The sequence below is a fragment of the Hydrogenophaga sp. genome (genome assembly GCF_014773545.1).
Taxonomy (GTDB): Bacteria; Pseudomonadota; Gammaproteobacteria; order Burkholderiales; family Burkholderiaceae_C; genus Hydrogenophaga.
In genome coordinates this window covers 211,774-229,400 of sequence record NZ_SDDV01000001.1, presented here as the reverse complement: position 1 = coordinate 229,400, position 17,627 = coordinate 211,774, and the positions used below count along the sequence as shown (strand labels likewise).

The window sequence follows — 17,627 nt, the reverse complement described above, 5'->3', positions numbered from 1 at the left end:
CCAGCCATGGCACGAGCGCCCCGCCCTGCACAGATCGGCGCGCGTGCCGGTGTGTCGCCCAGTTGCGTGGCGCTGCCGCCACAACCCGTTCCGCCAGTCTGGGCCAGCTTGCTGGATTTTCTGGTGCAACGCCTGCCCAAGGTGGACCGCGCCACGTGGTTGCGGCGGCTGGCGCAAGGCGACGTGCTGGATCAGGACGGGCAGGCGCTGGCGCCGCTGGCGCCGTACCGGCCAAACACGCGGGTCTATTACTACCGCCAACTCGACGCCGAGCCGGCGCTGCCGTTTGAAGAGCTGCTGCTGCACCAGGACGAGCGCCTGGTGGTGGTCGACAAGCCGCACTTTCTGCCGGTCACGCCCGGCGGGCGCTACCTGCAGCAAAGTCTGCTGGTGCGGCTCAAGCGCCGACTGGGCATAGAGTCGCTCAGCCCGATCCACCGCATCGACCGAGAAACCGCCGGACTGGTGCTGTTTTGCGTGCGCCCGCAAGACCGCGCCGCCTACCAGGCGCTGTTTCGCCAGCGCGCGGTGGACAAGGACTACCTGGCGCTGGCGGCCTACGCGGCCGAGCTGCAGCAACCCCTGCTGCGGCGCAGCCGTCTGGTGCAAGACACGGGCTCATTTTTCCGCATGATAGAAGTCGAGGGCGAATACAACAGCGAAACCCGCATCAGCCTGCTGGAGCAGCGCAGCGCTTGGGCGAGCTACCGGCTCGAACCGCGCACCGGCAAGCGCCACCAACTGCGCGTGCACATGAACGCGCTGGGTCTGCCTATCGTGGGCGACCAGTTTTACCCGCGCGTGCTGCGCGGGCCCGACGAGACGGAAGATTTTTCCCAGCCGCTGCGCCTGCTGGCGCAGCAAATCGCCTTTACCGACCCGATCAGCGGACAGGCGCGTCGCTTCGTCAGCCAGCGCCAATTGGACTGGCCGGCGGCGGCATAACTACCGACCGCTGCGTTGGCATAGAGGCTGCGGTTGAACCCGAAAGCCATCAAGACTGGAATAGGATTGCGCCCGTGCCGGACGCAAAAAAAACCGCGCCGCCCCTGCAGGAGCAACGCGGCTGCTTGCGCCACGCCAGCAGGCGTCAGGCATCAGGCGCCGAGTTTTTCCCGGATGCGGGCCGACTTGCCGCTGCGTTCACGCAAGTAGTACAGCTTGGCACGGCGCACGGCGCCCCGGCGCTTGACTTCGATCTTGGCGATCAGCGGGCTGTAGAGCGGGAAGGTGCGCTCTACGCCTTCTCCGTTGGAAATTTTTCGCACAATGAAGCCTGAGTTCAGGCCACGGTTGCGACGCGCCACCACCACGCCTTCGTAGGCTTGCACGCGCTTGCGTGCGCCTTCGATCACGTTGACGCTGACGATTACGGTGTCACCCGGCGCAAAGGGCGGGATTTCTTTGTTCAAACGAGCAATTTCTTCTTGCTCCAGGGTCTGGATGAGGTTCATGTTTACCTAAATGCGTTCATGCCCGCGCTGCACTAAAGGCCACGAATCCGGCAGGGGCTTGGCACAGGCGGCACAGATTGGGTGTGCAGGCTGCGGGCTGGCCCGGTCGTGGCGGCCGGTCAGAGGATCGAAAAGCTTTTGATTATAGCAAGCCAGAAGCGCGCAAGAATGCTTCGTCGACTGGCGTGAGCCCAGCGCTGCGACGCGCCTGCGTCAGCAGATCGGGTCGCCAGCGTGCCGTCTGCATCAGGCTTTGCTCACGCCGGTAGCGGGCGATGCGTTCGTGGTTGCCGCACAGCAGCACCTCGGGCACCGCCAGCGGCCCGTCGGGGCTGTTCCAGACTTCGGGCCGGGTATGGTGCGGGCAGTCGAGCAAGCCGCTTTGCGCTGGGTTGAAGCTGTCTTGCCGGTGGCTTTCGGCGTCGCCCAGCACGCCGGGCTGCAAGCGGGCCACGGCGTCGAGCAGCGCCAGCGCGGCAATTTCACCGCCCGAGAGAACAAAGTCGCCCAGGCTGATTTGTTCATCGACGCAGGCGTCGATGAAGCGCTGATCTACGCCTTCGTAACGCCCACACACCAGCACCGCGCCGGCGCTGTGCGCCCACCGCGCCACGCTGCCATGGTCGAGCCGCTGGCCCAGCGGCGAGAACAAGACCACCGGCGCCAGGGCCGCAGGTGGGTCGGCGCGGTCGGCACGCACTGCTTGCAGACATTGCCAAAGCGGCTCGGCCAGCATGACCATGCCAGGGCCACCACCAAAGGGGCGGTCGTCGACGCGGCGGTAGTTGCCCTGGGCGTACGCGCGCGGGTTCCACAGGCGCAGCTCCATCTGCCCCGTCTCGAATGCGCGCCGGTTGACGCCGCTGCTGAAAAACGGGGCAAACCATTCGGGAAACAGGGTGATGACGTCAAAACGCATGGCGCATGTTGCGTTCATGGGCCAGGGTCTGCCGCAGCAGCAGCCCGCGCAGGTTCAATAGTCGGGCTGCCAATCGACCGTGATGCAGCGCTCTGGCTGATCGACCCGATCGACGTAGGCCGACACAAAAGGAATCAGGCGCTCGGCGCTTTTCCCGGCTGCACCGCTGGTGTCGGTGTATTCGAGCACCAGCACCGCATGGGGTCCGGTGGGCAGCAAATCGCGCACCACGCCCAGGTGCACGCCCTGACGGTTGACGACCTCGAGCCCGATCAAGTCTACCCAGTAATACTCGCCCTCAGGCGTGGTGGGAAAGGCGCTGCGCGACAGGAAGATGCGCGCCCCTTTGAGCGCCTCGGCGGCGCTGCGATCAGCCACACCTTCCAGGCACGCCACCAGAGCGTCGGCATGGGTCTTGACTTCTATCACGGCCACCTGAACCGATCCGCTGAAGGCGCAAAAACCGCCCCGATAGCGGGCTTCGGGCGGCTGCAGATGCCATTGCTTGGCCGCCAGCAGCGCCTGGGTTTGGGCGCTGTGCGGCAAAATGCGCAACCAACCCTTGACGCCCCAAGCCTCTTGGATGCGACCCAGTTCGACCGCATCGGCCGGCAGCGGCGCCGGCGTGAAGAGGCCAGGGCTTGTCATCCGGGGTGCCGGTGCGGGTGGCTCAGGCGGTGGCCGGGGCGCTGGCCTGGTTTTGCTTGACCAGACGCGCCACCGTTTCGGACGGCGTGGCCCCGACGCCGCTCCAGTAGTTCAGGCGGTCGGTGGCGATGCGCAGCGTCTCTTCGCCGCCCCGGGCCAGCGGGTTGTAAAAACCGATGCGCTCGATGAAGCGACCGTCGCGGCGGTTGCGCTTGTCGGCCACCACGATGTTGTAAAACGGACGCGATTTTGCACCACCACGAGAGAGTCGAATGACGACCATGATATATCCTTGCTGTTCTGGGCTGGCCTGATCTGGGGCCCACTGGGTTTTCATCTGGATGCAGACCACCCGATGCGTCAACCCGCTTCATTGCGGCGCTTGAGACACGGCTGACCACCTGGCCAGCCAAACGCTGCAAAACCGCTGATTATAGCCCTGCAACAAGCCACCCCATGCTCTTGACCCACCCCATCCGCAGCACCGACTGGCCTGCCCCCAGCGCCCTTTTTGCCTGCGGCATCTGGTTTTTGCCGCGAACGGCGGTGCTGGGTGCTTCGATCAAGGTCGGCTCGATTGGCCTGCGCCGCTCACCGGCCTGGGCAGCGAGCGCAAACGCGCCATGACGAACAGGTTGCGGGTCAAAAACAAGACGCTGGTGGTCTGGCTGGCGCTGCTGGTCGGCTCGTTCGGTCTGCACCGCTTTTACCTGCGCGGCCTGGGCGACTGGATCGGCTGGCTGCACCCGATTCCGACGGCGCTGGGCTGGTGGGGGGTAGAGCGGGCGCTGACTCACGGACAGGACGACCCGCTGTCTTGGCTGCTGATTCCGCTGCTGGGCCTGACGCTGAGCGCCAGTTGCCTGGCGGCGGTGGTTTATGCCCTGACCGAACGCGAACCATGGAACCGGAAGTTCAATCCCGAGGCGCCGGCCGACAGCAGCGCCGGCGCCACCCGCTGGTTGACGGTCGGCGCGCTGCTGGCCGCTCTGATGCTGGGCAGCATTGCCTTCATGGGCAGCCTGGCGTTTGGCGTGCAGCGCTATTTCGAGTACCAGATCGAGCAGGAACGCAGCTTCTGACTATCCCGCTCTCCCGCCTGCGGGAGATGGCAAGGGCGAGGGAAGCACGCAAGCGGCGCAGGTGCCGTGAATCGACAGATCGACGCGTTGCCCCTGATGACCCAGACCGGCCAGCGTGCGCAGCAATTCGCCGGCCACGGCGTGTGTGGGCGCGTTGGCCGCGCTGAGGTGCCACTGACGGTGGCAGGCGTCACACTCGAAGCGCGGCACCACGTCGGCTGCTGCCGCATCAGGAACTGGTTCGGCCAAACCAAAACGCCAACTGCGCGCGGCGGCGTCCGGGTGGCGCTGCAAGACGCCGCAGGACGCCAGCCGATCCAGCAAACGGTAAAGCGTAACGCGGTTGACGGCCAAGCCGCGCGCTGCCAGCGCGGTCTGCGCCTGAGCATGGCTGAACATGCCGTGGGGATGGGACAGAAACAAGTCCAGCACCGCGCGCGTGGCCAGCGTGCGGCGCAGACCCGACCGATCCAGTCGAGCTTGCAACTCGGCGGGGACGTTCAGCGGTTCTTTGGCCGCGCGCCGCAGCGGCGACGCCGACGCGTTGCTTCCGTCTGTTTGCGTTATAGTCGCCATTAATGCAATTGAGTTGCGTTATCCACAGCCTATCTTAACTGCAATCCAGCCCCATGTCTTACGCGACCGCTGCCAGCTCGGCCGCACCCATCGAATTGCACAACCTCACGCTGGGCTACGAACGCCACCCGGCGGTGCACCACCTGAACCTGCGCATCGCCCCAGGTTCGCTGGCCGCTCTGGTGGGGCCGAACGGGGCCGGCAAGTCAACCCTGATCAAGGCGCTGGCGGGTCACTTGCGCCCCATCAGCGGCCGCTTGCTGGGGCTGGCGCCACAGCGCGTTGCCTGGCTGCCGCAGCACAGCGAGCTCGACCGCAGCTTTCCCATCACCGTGCGCGCCATGGTGGCGATGGGTTTGTGGCACGAGTTGGGTGCATTCGGGCGCTGGCGCACGCGCCAGCACGAGCAATGCGACGCCGCGCTGGCGGCGGTTGGGCTGACCGGGTTCGAAAACCGCAGCCTGGAGACGCTCTCGGGCGGTCAACTGCAACGCGCGCTGTTTGCGCGCCTGATCCTGCAAGACGCGCCGGTGGTCTTGCTCGACGAACCCTTTGCCTCGGTGGACAACCGCACCACGGCCGACCTGCTGGAGCTGCTGCACCGCTGGCACCAGCAAGGCAAGACGGTGCTGGCGGTGCTGCACGATCTGGCGCAGGTGCGCGCCCATTTTCCGCTCACGCTGCTGCTGGCGCGCGAACTGGTGGCCTGGGGGCCCACCAGCAGCGTGCTGACGCCGGACAATTGGGCGCGTGCGCAGCGTATGCAAGAGCCGTTTGATGACGCCGCGCCGCCGTGCGATCTGGCTGCCACCGTGGATCGGCACGCCGCCGGGAGCGCGCATGCCAGCCCGGGCGCGCCCGCACACCCGGCAGCACCGCCCGCACACCCGCGGCCGTATCCGCAGCCGCTCTTGCAGCCCCAGCAGGCGCAGGAGGCGCTGCCATGAGCGAGACAAGCGCCGCACTGGCGCCGATGGACTGGTTGTTTGCCGGCCTGCTGCTCGACCCTTTCATTGAATTCGGCTTCATGCGCCGGGCGCTGGCGGGCTGTGTGGCGCTGTCGCTCAGTGCCGCGCCAGTGGGCGTGTTTTTGCTGCTGCGCCGCATGAGCCTGACTGGTGATGCCATGTCGCACGCCATTTTGCCGGGTGCCGCGCTGGGTTATCTGGTGGCCGGCCTGTCGCTGGGCGCGATGACGCTGGGCGGCATTGTCGCCGGTTTGCTGGTGGCTGTGGCCTCGGGGCTGGTGGCGCGCAACACGGTGCTGCGCGAGGACGCCAGCCTGGCGGCCTTTTACCTGCTCTCGCTGGCGCTGGGCGTGCTGATCATTTCGGTGCAAGGCAACAACGTGGACTTGCTGCACGTGCTGTTTGGCACGGTGCTGGCGCTCGACAACGCGGCCCTGACCCTGCTGGGCAGCATTGCCGCGCTGAGCCTGCTGGCACTGGCGCTGCTGTACCGGCCGCTGGTACTCGAATGCCTGGACCCGGTCTTTTTGCGCAGCGTCAGCCGCTGGAGCCCGGTGGCGCACTACGGCTTTTTGGCCCTGCTGGTGATCAACTTGGTGGCTGGCTTTCACGCCCTGGGCACGCTGATGGCGGTCGGCATCTTGGTGCTGCCGGCCGCCACGGCGCGCTTTTGGGTGCGCCGCCTGGGCCCCTTGCTGCTGCTGGCCACCGCGCTGGCCTTGCTGGCTTGCCTGGCCGGTCTGTTGATTTCGTTTTACGCCAACTGGCCCACCAGCCCGCTGATTGTGCTGTGCCTGGGCGTGGCTTACCTGTCATCCATGCTGCTGGCTCCGCACGGTTTGCTGCGCCACCAGCGTCCCGCCGCTACCCACTTGCGCGCCTGAAAGGAGGCCTCCATGTCACCCACCTCATATCCCTGGAATTTACCGCGCCGCGCGATGCTCGGCTTCGGCTTGGCGCTGGCGGTCTGCAGTCCGGCGCTGCAAGCACAGGCAACGCCGGCGCAATCGCCCCCGGTGCAGGCGGCGCCGGTGCAAGCGGTGGCAACCTTCAGCATTCTGGGCGACTTGGTGCGCCAAGTCGGCGGCGAACGCGTCGCCGTGACCGTGCTGGTCGGCCCCGGCGCCGATGCCCACGTGTTCCGGCCGACACCGGCCCACGCGCGCCAAATCGGGCAGGCGCAGATCGTGTTCTCCAACGGCCTGGGCTATGAGAGCTGGCTGGCGCGGCTGCTCAGCAGCGTCAACTACCGCGGCCCGCACGTGGTGCTGAGCACAGGGGTGCAGCCGCTCAAGGCCGGCAAGAAAAAACACGGCCACGCGCACGGCCACGACCACGGTGACACCGACCCGCACGCCTGGCAAAACGTCGCCCACGTGATGACCTACGTGGCCCACATCGCCCAGGGTCTGTGCCAGGTCGACGCCAGCGGCTGCGACCTGTATCGGCGCAACGCCGGCAGCTACACCGCCGAGCTCAGGGCGCTGGAGGCCGAGATTCGCGCCAGTTGGGCTGAGGTGCCAGCCGCACAGCGCAGCGTCATCACCTCGCACGATGCCTTTGGCTACTACGGTGCCGCCTACGGCGTGCGCTTTTTCGCGGCGCAGGGCATCGACACCAAAAACGCCGCTTCGGCCCAGGACGTGGCGCGCCTGGTGCGCCAGATCAGGCGCGACAATATCCGGGCGCTGTTCGTCGAAAACATTGCCGACCCGCGCCTGATCGAGCAGATCGGACGTGAAACCGGCCTCAGACCGGCGGGCAAACTGTTCTCCGACTCGCTCTCGGGCGCTGACGGCCCGGCGCCGAACTACATTGCCATGATGCGCTACAACACCCGCGCGATGATCAACGCCATTCGGGGCCCCTGAGTGGCTGAGGTCGGGCAGGCGAATCAGTTGCGCGCCAGCCGGGCAAAAACCTGCCGAAACTGGGCCAATTTGGGTGCTACCACCGCCCGGCAGTAGCCGTGGTTGGGGTGGCGCTCGAAAAAATCCTGATGATAGGCCTCAGCCGGCCAGTAGTGGGCCAGCGCCAACAGTTCGGTGACAATGGGCGCTCCCCATGTGTTGCTGCGCGCCAGCTCATCGAGCAGCGCCTGCGCCGCCTGCTGCTGCTCGGGCGTGCCGAAGTAGATGCCGCTGCGGTACTGGGTGCCGATGTCATTGCCCTGGCGGTTCGGCGTGGTCGGGTCGTGAATCAGGAAAAAAATCTCCAGCAACTCGCGCGTGCTCACCTGCTGCGGGTCATAGACCAACTTGACCACCTCGTTGCAGCCGGTGCGGCCGCTGCACACGTCTTCGTAGCTCGGCTGCGCAGCCTGACCGTTGCTGTAGCCGGACTCGACATCGATGACGCCGCGCACCTGCTTGAAAACACTCTCGGCGCACCAAAAACAACCCGCGCCGAGCACCCAAGTTTGTCGCTCACTCATGTCAAGGCTCCTGGTTTGTCGCTGCAAGCACCCACTGTAGCCGCAGACGAATTCCCCGGCCACCCGACGGGTGCTTGCAGCGCAGCCAGCGCGCTCGCAGCCCGCTGCGCGGCGCACCCAATGCCCGTGCTATAGTGCCGCGGACTGATGCCGTCAGCCCGCCAGATGCCAGATACCCCACCATGCTGCCTTCCATTTCGCGCGCTGCCGTCGATTTGAATCAATTGCAGTTGGAAAAAGCCATTCAGTTGTTACAGCATGCCGGCATGCCGATCGTGCGCCCTCAAGCCGGGCTCGAGGTCGAATACATTCAAACCCTGATCGATGCGCTGTGCCGGGTTTCATCGATCGACCCGCTCACCGGCCTGACCAATCGGCGCCAATTGCTGCTGGTGCTCGAGCGCGAACTCAATCGCGTGCTGCGTGCCACCGAAGACGCCTTGTTGTTGATGGTGGATATCGACCATTTCAAACAAGTCAATGACACCTACGGCCACCTGGCCGGCGATGCGGTCTTGTGTGCTTTGGCCAAAGCCCTGCTCTCTTGCGTGCGGCCGATGGATACCGTGGCTCGCTACGGCGGTGAAGAATTTGCTGTGGTTTGCCCGAATTGCGACCCCGGCTACGGACAATTGGTGGGTGAAAGAATACGGCAGAAAGTGGCACAGCTGGCGGTTCCAATCGATTCGGGCGCCCTGCTCCAGGTCACGGTCAGTTGCGGCGGTGCCTACGCCCCCAAGTGGATCCGCAGCGGCGCCGAAGCGTGGCTGGCACGGGCCGACGCGCAACTCTATTTGGCCAAAGCGGGGGGTCGCAATCAGGTTCAAATCGAATCGCCACTGCACAGCGTGGTCAGCGCCGAGGAAAAAAGCATGCTGTTTGCAGCGGCATCGGACATCTCGCCCACCAGCGCCGCGCTGCCGACGGCGTCGATCTATTTGAGTGACACATGACCGAACCCAGCACGACCACAACCGCAGAGTCCGGGCAAGTTGTATCGATTCCAAAAATCGGCAAAGTGGTGGCCATTGCCAGCGGCAAAGGCGGTGTCGGCAAGACTTTCGTTGCCGCCAATCTGGCCGCCGCCTTGACCCGGCGTGGATTAAAGGTGCTGGTGCTGGACGCCGACCTCGGCCTGGCCAACCTGGACGTGGTGCTCAACCTCCATCCCAAAATCACCTTGCACGATGTGTTTTTGGGGAAGTCGTCGCTGGATGAAGCCATTTTGAAAGCACCGGGCGGCTTCTCGGTCATTCTGGCTGGCTCGGGGCTGGTGGAGTATTCCCGCCTCACACGCCAAATCAGCGATCAATTGCTGAGCGTCATCCAGGAACTGGTGCCGCGCTACGACATCGTCTTGCTCGACACCGGCGCCGGCATTTCTGAAGTTGTTTTGTTTTCCATCTCACTGGCGTCCGAAGTGATTCTGGTGGTCACGCCGGAGCCCACTTCCCTGACCGACGCTTACGCCACCATCAAGGTGTTGGCGACCCAGCAAAAACGTCAACAGGTGCGGCTGATCATCAATCAGTCACAACAACCCGGCGATGGCATGGCAATCACGAACCAACTGCAGGCTGTGCTGAACCGTTTTCTGGGCGCCCACACCGCCAGCGCAGCGCAGGCAAGGTCGAACGTGATTCGTCTGCTGCATCTGGGCGACATTCCGTCTGATCCGTCGGTCAAAGAGGCCGTGATGCGGCGTCAGTTGCTATTCTCCATCATGCCCGGCGCGGCAGCGTCGCTGGCCATTGGCAAGCTGGCCGGCAAACTCGAAGCGGCGCTGATCAAGCCCTGAACCCGCCATGAAAAACCGCTTCGATTGGGAAGACCCGTTTCTGTTGGGCCAGCAACTGAGCGCCGACGAACGCGCCGTGCAACAGGCCGCGCAGGCTTTTTGCCGGCAGCGCCTGCTGCCGCGCGTGACCGAAGCCTTTCGACACGAAAGGGTTGACCTGGCGCTCTGGCGCGAAATGGGCGCGCTCGGACTGCTGGGCCCGACGCTTGCTCCCGCCTATGGCGGCGCCGGTCTGAACCAGGTCTGTTACGGGCTGCTGGCACGTGAGATCGAACGCGTCGATTCGGGCTATCGCTCGATGATGAGCGTGCAGTCCTCGCTGGTGATGTTGCCGATTCACCAATTCGGCACCGAAGAACAAAGACAAAAATACCTGCCGCGTCTGGCCAGCGGCGAATGGATCGGCTGCTTTGGCTTGACCGAGCCCGACCACGGCTCAGACCCCGGCTCCATGAGCACACGCGCGCGCCAGGTGCCCGGCGGCTACCGCATCTCGGGCCGCAAGACATGGATCACCAATGCGCCGATTGCCGACCTGTTCGTGCTCTGGGCCAAAGACGACGAGGGCGCGATTCGGGGCTTCGTGCTGGAGAAATCTTGGGCTGGCCTGAGTGCCCCGGCCATTCAAGGAAAAGTCGGACTGCGCACCTCGATCACCGGTGAAATCGCGCTCGACTCGGTGTTTTGCCCGGAAGAAAACGCTTTTCCTGATGTGCGCGGATTGAAGGGCCCGTTCACCTGCCTGAACAGCGCCCGCTATGGCATCGCCTGGGGCGCACTGGGTGCCGCCGAAGACTGCTACTTCCGCGCCCGCCATTATGTGCTGGAGCGTCGGCAATACGGACGTGCGCTGGCGGCCAATCAACTGATCCAGAAAAAGCTGGCCGATATGCTGACCGAAATCAGCCTGGGCCTGCAGGCCTGCCTGCGTCTGGGCCGCATGAAGGACGAAGGCAGCGCCACACCCGAACTCACCAGCCTGCTCAAGCGCAACAGTTGCGGCAAAGCGCTCGATATTGCGCGCCAGGCGCGCGACATGCTGGGCGGCAATGGCATCAGCGATGAATACGGCGTCGCGCGCCACCTGGTGAACCTGGAAGTGGTCAACACCTACGAAGGCACGCACGACATCCACGCCTTGATCCTGGGGCGCGCCATCACCGGCATGGCGGCCTTTGCCAACTGAGCCCGCTCGCTTGCGGCGACGGCCCCTGACCCCGCTGCGGCTGAGCGTCGGCGTCAAATCTGTTAGCTTCAGCGCATGCTGCTGTCGCTCGACTTTCTCGCCCTGCCCCTGCTTGCCGTCGGCACACTGGTCTTCATCAGCGTGCTGGCCGGGGTGTTTTCCGCTCGGCTCGGGTTCTCGTTCCTGCTGATCTTTTTGCTGGCGGGCATGCTCGCTGGTATCGAAGGCCCGGGCGGCTTTGCCTTTGGCGACTTTCATCTGAGCTTTTGGGTCGGCAACGTGGCGCTGGTGGTGATTTTGCTCGACGGTGGCTTGCGCACCGAACAAGCCGCTTTTCGCACCGGGCTAAAACCAGCGGCGCTGCTGGCCACGCTGGGCGTGATGCTGACCGCTGCCATCACCGGCGCGGCGGCGCACTGGCTGCTCGGGCTGCCCTGGCCGCTGGCACTGCTGCTGGGAGCGATCGTCGGCTCGACCGACGCGGCCGCCGTGTTCGCCTTGCTCAAGTCTTCGGGTGTGGCCCTGAACGAGCGCGTGGCCACCACGCTGGAGATCGAGTCCGGCCTGAACGACCCGATGGCGGTGTACCTGACGCTGTTCTTCATTGCCATTGCCCTGGCCTACAGCAGCGGCGGCTCCAGCGGCCTGGACGCGCTGGGCGTGCTGCGCTCGCTGCTGGAGCAGTTTGGCTGGGGCGCACTGCTGGGTGTGGCCAGCGGCTTTGCGCTGGCCGAGTTGCTCAAGCGGCTCGGACGCGGCGCCGACGGCGGCGGCGGCATTCGGGCCCTGCTGCTGGTCTCCAGCGGAGTGGCGGTGTTTGGCCTGACCACGTGGATGGGCGGCTCGGGCTTTTTGGCGGTCTACCTGCTGGGCCTGTGCACCGGCATCCGGGCGCGCCGCCAGGTGCGACCGGCGCTCTCGGCCATGGATGGCTACGCCTGGCTGGCGCAAGCCGGCATGTTCTTGCTGCTGGGCCTGCTGGTTACCCCCAGCGAATTACTGAATACCCTGTGGCCAGCGCTGGGTGTGTCGCTGGTGCTGATGCTGGTGGCGCGCCCGCTGTCGGTCTGGCTGTGCCTGGCGCCGCTGCACTTTAACTGGCACGAAATCACCTTTATCTCCTGGGTCGGACTGCGCGGTGCGGTGCCTATCGTGCTGGCGGTGTTCCCGCTGATGGCCGGTGTGCCCGGGGCGCAGATTTTCTTCAACGTCGCTTTCGTGGTGGTGCTGGCCTCGCTGGTGTTGCAAGGCTCGACCATCGCCTGGAGCGCACGCCAACTGGGCGTGGCGCTGCCCGACCCGGACGACACCGCACACGCGCGACGGGTGTTCGGTGACTTTGTGCTCGACGCCAACACCCCGCTGCAAGACCTGTGCGCCTTCTACGACCTGCCGCTGCCGGCCAACGCCCAGCAAGCGGTCGGCCAGTGGCTGCAGGCCGAGCTCAACCGTCCGCCGGTGCTGGGCGACCACGCCTTGCTGGGGCACGCCGAGATCAGTGTGCGCGAGATGAAGGCTGAGCGCATCAGCCGCGTCGGCATCAAGCTGTGAACCCGGCAGATGGCAGTCCGGCACTCGGTAAAATGGCGCAGTTTTGAGAAAAATTCCGATCGGAGCACGACCCATGACCACCCCCAGCGCTGCCACCGCCCCCATGAGCCTGGAGCAAGCCCGCTTCAAAATGATCGAGCAGCAGATTCGCCCGTGGGAAGTGTTCGACGCCCAGGTGCTGGAACTGCTGGAGCGCGTCAAGCGGGAAGACTTCGTGCCGCCGGCGCAGCGGGCACTGGCCTATGCCGACCTGGAGCTGCCGCTGTGCCAGCCTATCGTGAGCGACCAGTGCATGCTGGCGCCCAAGGTGCAGGCGCGCCTGCTGCAAGAGCTGCAACTCCAGCCGACCGACAAGGTGCTGGAAATTGGCAGCGGCAGCGGCTACCTGACGGCCTTGCTGGCCCACATGGCCAAGCGCGTGCTCGCGCTCGAGATCGACCCCGATCTGGCCCGTCAGGCGCGCCACAACCTGCAACGCGCTGGCATCGGCAACGTCGACCTGCGCTGCGCTGACGCCTGCGCCAACGGCTTTGCCGCCTGCAGCGCCGAAGCACCGTTCAACGCCATTGTGCTGGGCGCCTCGGTGGCCCACATTCCACCCGAGCTGCTCGCGCTGCTGGCGCCCGGTGGCCGCCTGGTCGCCATCGTTGGCGATGAGCCGGTGATGCGCGCCACCGTGGTCACCCGCAGTGACAGCGGCGCGTATCAGACCACCCAACCCTGGGACACCAGCGCACCCCGGCTGCGCAACTTTCCAGAACCCTCGCGCTTTCAGTTCTTCTGATTGCCCCGCTTTTTTGCACCACCTCATGATCTCAATTGCTCCGGCCCAATTCCAGCACTGGCTACAACAGGCCAAGACCCAGACCGCGCCGGGTGCGCTGCCGATCGTGCTCGACGTGCGCGAGCCCTGGGAAGTTCAGACCGCATCGGTCAAGCCAGACGGTTTCGAGCTGCGCCTCATGCCCATGGCCAGCGTGTCGGCGCGCCACCTCGAACTCGACCGCCAGCAGCCCATTGCCTGCCTGTGCCACCACGGCCGTCGCAGCGCGCAAGTGGCTCAGTTTCTGCAGGAAAACGGATTCAGCCGCGTCGTCAACATCGACGGCGGCATTCACGACTGGTCGCAACAGTTCGATACCAGCGTGCCGGTTTACTGAGCCGCTGCGCCGCCCAAGTGCCTGCGAAGCAATCGTTGCCCTTCCCCACACGATGGAGCGCGCCGCTTCACACCGCCTGCCCAGCCTGCTTGGGATGCTTGTGCTTGCACTGCTGGTGCTCGCAACGCCCGCCAGCGCGCAGGCGCAAAGCCTGCTCGAGCTGCATGCAGCCGCGCGCACGCACGACAGCCGCCTGCTGGCCGCGCGCGCGCAGTGGGACGCCAGCCTGGCCCGGGCCGCACAGGCGCGCGCCGGCCTGCTGCCACAAGCCGGCCTGGCCGCTGCCAGCCACTGGACGCAGCGGGACAGCTCGGCCGCGCTGCAAAGCGGCAGCAGCAAGCACCAACACCTGACACTTTCCGCCAGCCAGCCGCTGCTGCGTCCGGTCAACCGGCTGGCCAGCGAACAGGCGCAGCTTGCGGTTGAAGTGGCGCGCGCCCAACTGGATGCAGCCGAGCAAGACTTGATCGTTCGCAGCGCGCAAGCCTATTTCGACCTGCTCGCGGCACAGGACAGCTTGCGTTTCGTCCAGGCCCAACTGACCGCCGTGGCCGCGCAGCGCGCAGCGGCACAACGCAACTTCGAAGTGGGCACCGCCACCATCACCGACGCGCGCGAGACGCAGGCCCGCCTTGACTTGGTGCGGGCGCAGGAAATCAGCACCGAGAATGAGCTGCTGATCAAAACACTGGCGCTCGAACAACTGGTCGGTCGCTCCGGCTTCACCCCGCTACCCCTGCGGCTGCCGCTGGTCTTGCCCGCCTTGCAAGCGGCCGAGCTGCAAAGCTGGCTGGACCAGGCCGAAACCGCTCACCCCCTGCTGCGCCAGGCCGCCCTGGCCCTGAGCATCGCCCAACTGGAAACCCGCCGCGCGCAGGCAGCCAAGCAGCCCACGCTAGACCTGCTTGGCCAGGTCCAGATCACGCGCGGCCCGGCAGGACTGCCAGCGCTGCCGGGCCAGGTGCGCAACCGCAACGCCAGCGTCGGACTGCAATTCAACCTACCCCTGTACAGCGGCGGCGCACTGCAAAGCCGGGTGCAAGAGACGCTGGCCCTGGAAGAAAAAGCCCGCGCCGAGCAGCAAACCACGCAGCGCAGCGTGACCCAGACCCTGCGCAGCGCCTTCTTCGGCGTGTTGTCAGGTCAGAGCCAGGTGCAAGCGCTGGCTGCCGCCCAAGCCTCCAGCCAGAGCGCGCTGGAGGCCAACCAGTTGGGCTACCAAGTGGGCGTGCGCATCAACATCGACGTGCTCAACGCCCAAAGCCAGTTGTTCCAGACCAAACGCGATCTGGCGCTGGCGCGCTACAACGTGCTCCTGGGCGGGCTGCGGCTCAGGCAGGCCAGCGGTTCGTTGGAAGTGGGAGACTTGCAGGCGCTGAATGCGTTGTTGGCGCACTGATTTTTTTCGCCCAGCAAGCCCGTCTGCAAAACAGACGCACCGATGCTCAGATCGTCCGCTCAGCCTCAACGCTGGCAACGATTTCATCAAAAATGGCATCTTCCGGGCGCGGTAAATCACCCGCCCGAACCGCTCGGACATACTGCCGGCGCATTCTGCTTTGCAACTCTCCCCGGTTTTTTTTCAGCAGCGGGATTCCCAGCAATGCAATGCTTGCGTAACAAAAAGAAGAATGAAAATTCCTTTTGTTTACCGTCACTCGGATGTGCTGCAAGACCTGCTCCCGCCAAGTTTGGTCGGCGACCTGCTGACACAAAAGTTGGTCGCGTTGCTGCTGAAGATCATCGTCAGTGTAAGCCCCGTAATGCAGCGTTTTCATCAAAAATGCATTTGATTGCGAAGTCAGCGCTTGCAGAAATAGATCCCGTGAATACATTCCTGAGCTGCGCACACCAGCGCCAAACAAGGCGCTGGAAAACCCCCGCTCACCTCGGCGCACCGTAAGATACTTGTTGCTGGTGGCAACATAGCGATCCCAATAGTCGACAAATACAGGCAATGTCAGCAAAGACCGCTTAAACAGAAAGAAATAGGACAGGAAAATACCAGCATGCTCTGCGTCTTGGGCTGGTGCGTTGACATGCCGCAGGGCACCGATAAATTCAGCGAACGACTGTTCCATGCGCACCAACATGGTTTCTGCTGAGAAGATCGGGAACCAAATGCTGTCGTTCAGCATGACCAACATATCTGGAACAATCGCCCAATGCCGAAGCAGCCGTATACCGTCTCGATAGCCGCCAAAATCATAGCCAAAGTTTTCACGTACAGCCACTCTCCAAACCAACTGTTGCAGCCTGTTCAGATCGGCATCTGTCAACGCAGAATTGGCCACCAACAAAACAGAGTAACCGTGCCCCTGTAAATGACGACATGTCACAAAAATCGACTCCGACAGACCATGCGGCTGATACACCAAGACAATGGCGACCTTGGATGTCAGCTGAGCCAAACCAGCGTGCACCTCAATATTGCCTGGAAAACGACGATCCTGTCGACGCTGACGCCCTGGACCAAGCAGTCTTTCCACAATGGCATCCACCTGCTGGCGCAGCGTTTCCAATTCGCGTTTGATTTTCCAGATTGGAATCATCCGAGAACTACACCATCTTCAATTAAACATCGCGCTCAGCGCAGCGCCGACTGCATGCGCCAGCCAGCCATCAATAAAGGCAGCACAGCCGTGAAAAAATTTCGTTCTGTCGTCACCCAAAGCGGTCCATTAATGAAACTGCTAACCAGCATCACAGACAAAAAACCAACCAGCAGAATTCTTGCCTGAATTTCACATTGCAATGCATGGGCAGCGGAACGCTGCAACAGCCAGGCGTAGGTCAAAATACCGATGATTCCGTATTCAACGCCGAAAAACAAAAATTGATTATGCGGATGAATACACGAAGTTGCGCACACCACCGGATCAACGTAGATCAATTCAGCCTGCATTCGGTAGGAACCAGTGCCATGCCCCCACCATGGACTATCCAGGAACATGTCGATCGAAATCCGCCACATATCCAAACGCGCACCAATGGATGTAAGACTCATATCTCCATCCAAGTAGCGATTGAATTCATCCAGCCCGACAGCAAAGCGCTGCAGCAACAAAGGAGAACTGGCAAATGCGAGCACCAGCAACAGGATGAGCAAGGCCAGAAAATGCCAGCGCCAGCGCACCGGTGCCGCCACCAATAATATTGCTGGCAGCATGACCAGCAGCACGACCTGTCCGGTGCGACCTTGCAGCAAATGTGTGATGCTGAAGATGGCGAGCAAAATCACCAGCATCCACCCAGCTTTGACACCCCAAGATTTCTCTGACAACGCATAGAAGACAGCCAGCACAACAAAAAAAGACATTGCCAGCCCCTGGGCAATGTGATCGTTGAAAACGTTATGGGTGACGCCCAAACCCTGATTATTGCTATCCGACCAAGGCACATGCCACCAGATGTTGACGTAGGTCGACACCAGAGTAATCAAGGAGCCGACAGCAAATGCTATGAGTGCTCGACGCTGCCATTTCGATTCGAATAACAAAGTCAACAGCATCAACATCAACAGCAGACGGCTGTACACATACAGATGCCGATTGATGTACTCCGGACGCGCCTCGGTGTAGGCAATGCCAATCAGCACCAAACCGAACAACATGAGCGATGGCAGGGTGATTGGGTTGTATCGAATGACCTCCCATTTCCATCGGAAATTTCCTGAGAACAGCCAACCGATGACGATCAACAGCGTGGCGACGTTGACCAACGCAATGGAAGTTGGCGCACCCAGCAACAAGACAACCGCGCCCCATTTGGCGAGCTGATCCATCGAAAGCTGGAATTTTTGCAAGGCGCTGCTACCGTGAATCATGTTATTTTGTTCTGGACTTTAAGCC

Annotated in this window: 21 protein-coding genes; 13 read left to right on the top strand and 8 right to left on the bottom strand. The window is 63.6% G+C overall.

What is annotated here, in order from left to right; translation table 11 throughout:
- Positions 1–6 precede the first annotated feature (6 nt).
- Positions 7–945 (top strand): pseudouridine synthase, encoded by a 939-nt coding sequence (locus EST26_RS01110; RefSeq protein WP_291064659.1) that lies wholly within the window; start codon positions 7–9, stop codon positions 943–945.
- A 152-nt stretch (positions 946–1,097) separates the two neighbouring features.
- Here EST26_RS01110 and rplS read toward each other — a convergent pair whose 3' ends face one another.
- The 4 genes from rplS to rpsP form a co-directional block, all read right to left on the bottom strand.
- Positions 1,098–1,454, bottom strand: coding sequence for a 50S ribosomal protein L19 (gene rplS / locus EST26_RS01105; RefSeq protein WP_291064657.1), 357 nt, complete (start codon positions 1,452–1,454; stop codon positions 1,098–1,100).
- A 142-nt stretch (positions 1,455–1,596) separates the two neighbouring features.
- A complete protein-coding gene (gene trmD, locus EST26_RS01100; RefSeq protein WP_291064819.1) occupies positions 1,597–2,373 on the bottom strand; it encodes a tRNA (guanosine(37)-N1)-methyltransferase TrmD in 777 nt (258 codons plus the stop codon).
- A 54-nt stretch (positions 2,374–2,427) separates the two neighbouring features.
- Positions 2,428–3,021 (bottom strand): ribosome maturation factor RimM, encoded by a 594-nt coding sequence (gene rimM / locus EST26_RS01095; RefSeq protein WP_291064655.1) that lies wholly within the window; start codon positions 3,019–3,021, stop codon positions 2,428–2,430.
- 22 nt (positions 3,022–3,043) lie between these two features.
- Complete coding sequence (gene rpsP, locus EST26_RS01090; protein ID WP_291064653.1) at positions 3,044–3,304, bottom strand: 30S ribosomal protein S16; 261 nt, start codon at positions 3,302–3,304, stop codon at positions 3,044–3,046.
- A gap of 173 nt (positions 3,305–3,477) precedes the next feature.
- Here rpsP and EST26_RS01085 point away from each other — a divergent pair, with 173 nt between their 5' ends.
- Both EST26_RS01085 and EST26_RS01080 read left to right on the top strand, forming a co-directional pair.
- The gene (locus tag EST26_RS01085) at positions 3,478–3,648 is read left to right on the top strand and encodes a hypothetical protein (protein ID WP_291064651.1); all 171 of its coding nucleotides are present in this window, start codon (positions 3,478–3,480) and stop codon (positions 3,646–3,648) included.
- Positions 3,645–4,103 (top strand): TM2 domain-containing protein, encoded by a 459-nt coding sequence (locus EST26_RS01080; RefSeq protein ID WP_291064649.1) that lies wholly within the window; start codon positions 3,645–3,647, stop codon positions 4,101–4,103. The genes EST26_RS01085 and EST26_RS01080 overlap by 4 nt, the downstream gene beginning before the upstream one ends.
- On the opposite strand, the gene EST26_RS01075 is transcribed toward EST26_RS01080, so the two are convergent.
- Entirely contained in the window at positions 4,104–4,589 is a 486-nt protein-coding gene (locus EST26_RS01075) for a Fur family transcriptional regulator (RefSeq protein ID WP_291064648.1), read from the bottom strand. It lies immediately after the preceding gene.
- Positions 4,590–4,732: 143 nt separating this feature from the next.
- On the opposite strand from EST26_RS01075, the gene aztA reads away from it, so the two are divergent.
- The 3 genes from aztA to EST26_RS01060 are packed head-to-tail and all read left to right on the top strand — an operon-like array spanning position 4,733 to position 7,518.
- A complete protein-coding gene (gene aztA, locus EST26_RS01070) occupies positions 4,733–5,626 on the top strand; it encodes a zinc ABC transporter ATP-binding protein AztA (protein ID WP_291064646.1) in 894 nt (297 codons plus the stop codon).
- Entirely contained in the window at positions 5,623–6,531 is a 909-nt protein-coding gene (locus tag EST26_RS01065; protein ID WP_291064644.1) for a metal ABC transporter permease, read from the top strand. The genes aztA and EST26_RS01065 overlap by 4 nt, the downstream gene beginning before the upstream one ends.
- A gap of 12 nt (positions 6,532–6,543) precedes the next feature.
- A complete protein-coding gene (locus EST26_RS01060; protein ID WP_291064642.1) occupies positions 6,544–7,518 on the top strand; it encodes a zinc ABC transporter substrate-binding protein in 975 nt (324 codons plus the stop codon).
- A 23-nt stretch (positions 7,519–7,541) separates the two neighbouring features.
- On the opposite strand, the gene msrA is transcribed toward EST26_RS01060, so the two are convergent.
- Positions 7,542–8,081 carry a peptide-methionine (S)-S-oxide reductase MsrA gene (msrA, locus tag EST26_RS01055; protein WP_291064640.1) on the bottom strand — a complete coding sequence of 180 codons (540 nt, stop codon included), beginning with the start codon at positions 8,079–8,081 and terminating at the stop codon, positions 7,542–7,544.
- 182 nt (positions 8,082–8,263) lie between these two features.
- Between msrA and EST26_RS01050 the strand changes: the two genes are divergently transcribed.
- From EST26_RS01050 to EST26_RS01020, 7 genes are all read left to right on the top strand, one after another.
- Positions 8,264–9,034: a GGDEF domain-containing protein gene (locus EST26_RS01050; protein WP_291064639.1), complete on the top strand. Its 771-nt coding sequence runs from the start codon at positions 8,264–8,266 to the stop codon at positions 9,032–9,034.
- The gene (locus EST26_RS01045; RefSeq protein ID WP_291064638.1) at positions 9,031–9,879 is read left to right on the top strand and encodes a MinD/ParA family protein; all 849 of its coding nucleotides are present in this window, start codon (positions 9,031–9,033) and stop codon (positions 9,877–9,879) included. Before EST26_RS01050 ends, EST26_RS01045 begins: the two co-directional genes overlap by 4 nt.
- 7 nt (positions 9,880–9,886) lie before the next feature.
- Entirely contained in the window at positions 9,887–11,065 is a 1,179-nt protein-coding gene (locus EST26_RS01040) for an acyl-CoA dehydrogenase (protein WP_291064636.1), read from the top strand.
- 75 nt (positions 11,066–11,140) lie between these two features.
- Positions 11,141–12,616, top strand: a complete 1,476-nt coding sequence (locus tag EST26_RS01035) for a potassium/proton antiporter (RefSeq protein ID WP_291064634.1) — start codon at positions 11,141–11,143, stop codon at positions 12,614–12,616.
- 73 nt (positions 12,617–12,689) lie between these two features.
- Complete coding sequence (locus EST26_RS01030; RefSeq protein WP_291064632.1) at positions 12,690–13,400, top strand: protein-L-isoaspartate O-methyltransferase; 711 nt, start codon at positions 12,690–12,692, stop codon at positions 13,398–13,400.
- A 25-nt stretch (positions 13,401–13,425) separates the two neighbouring features.
- A complete protein-coding gene (locus EST26_RS01025; RefSeq protein WP_291064630.1) occupies positions 13,426–13,776 on the top strand; it encodes a rhodanese-like domain-containing protein in 351 nt (116 codons plus the stop codon).
- Positions 13,777–13,870: 94 nt separating this feature from the next.
- Positions 13,871–15,175, top strand: a complete 1,305-nt coding sequence (locus EST26_RS01020) for a TolC family outer membrane protein (RefSeq protein ID WP_291064628.1) — start codon at positions 13,871–13,873, stop codon at positions 15,173–15,175.
- Between the two features lie 46 nt (positions 15,176–15,221).
- Here the strand turns inward: EST26_RS01020 and EST26_RS01015 are convergent, their stop codons facing one another.
- Positions 15,222–16,328, bottom strand: coding sequence for a rhamnan synthesis F family protein (locus EST26_RS01015; RefSeq protein WP_291064627.1), 1,107 nt, complete (start codon positions 16,326–16,328; stop codon positions 15,222–15,224).
- A gap of 35 nt (positions 16,329–16,363) precedes the next feature.
- A complete protein-coding gene (locus EST26_RS01010; protein ID WP_291064625.1) occupies positions 16,364–17,602 on the bottom strand; it encodes an O-antigen ligase family protein in 1,239 nt (412 codons plus the stop codon).
- Positions 17,603–17,627 lie beyond the last annotated feature (25 nt).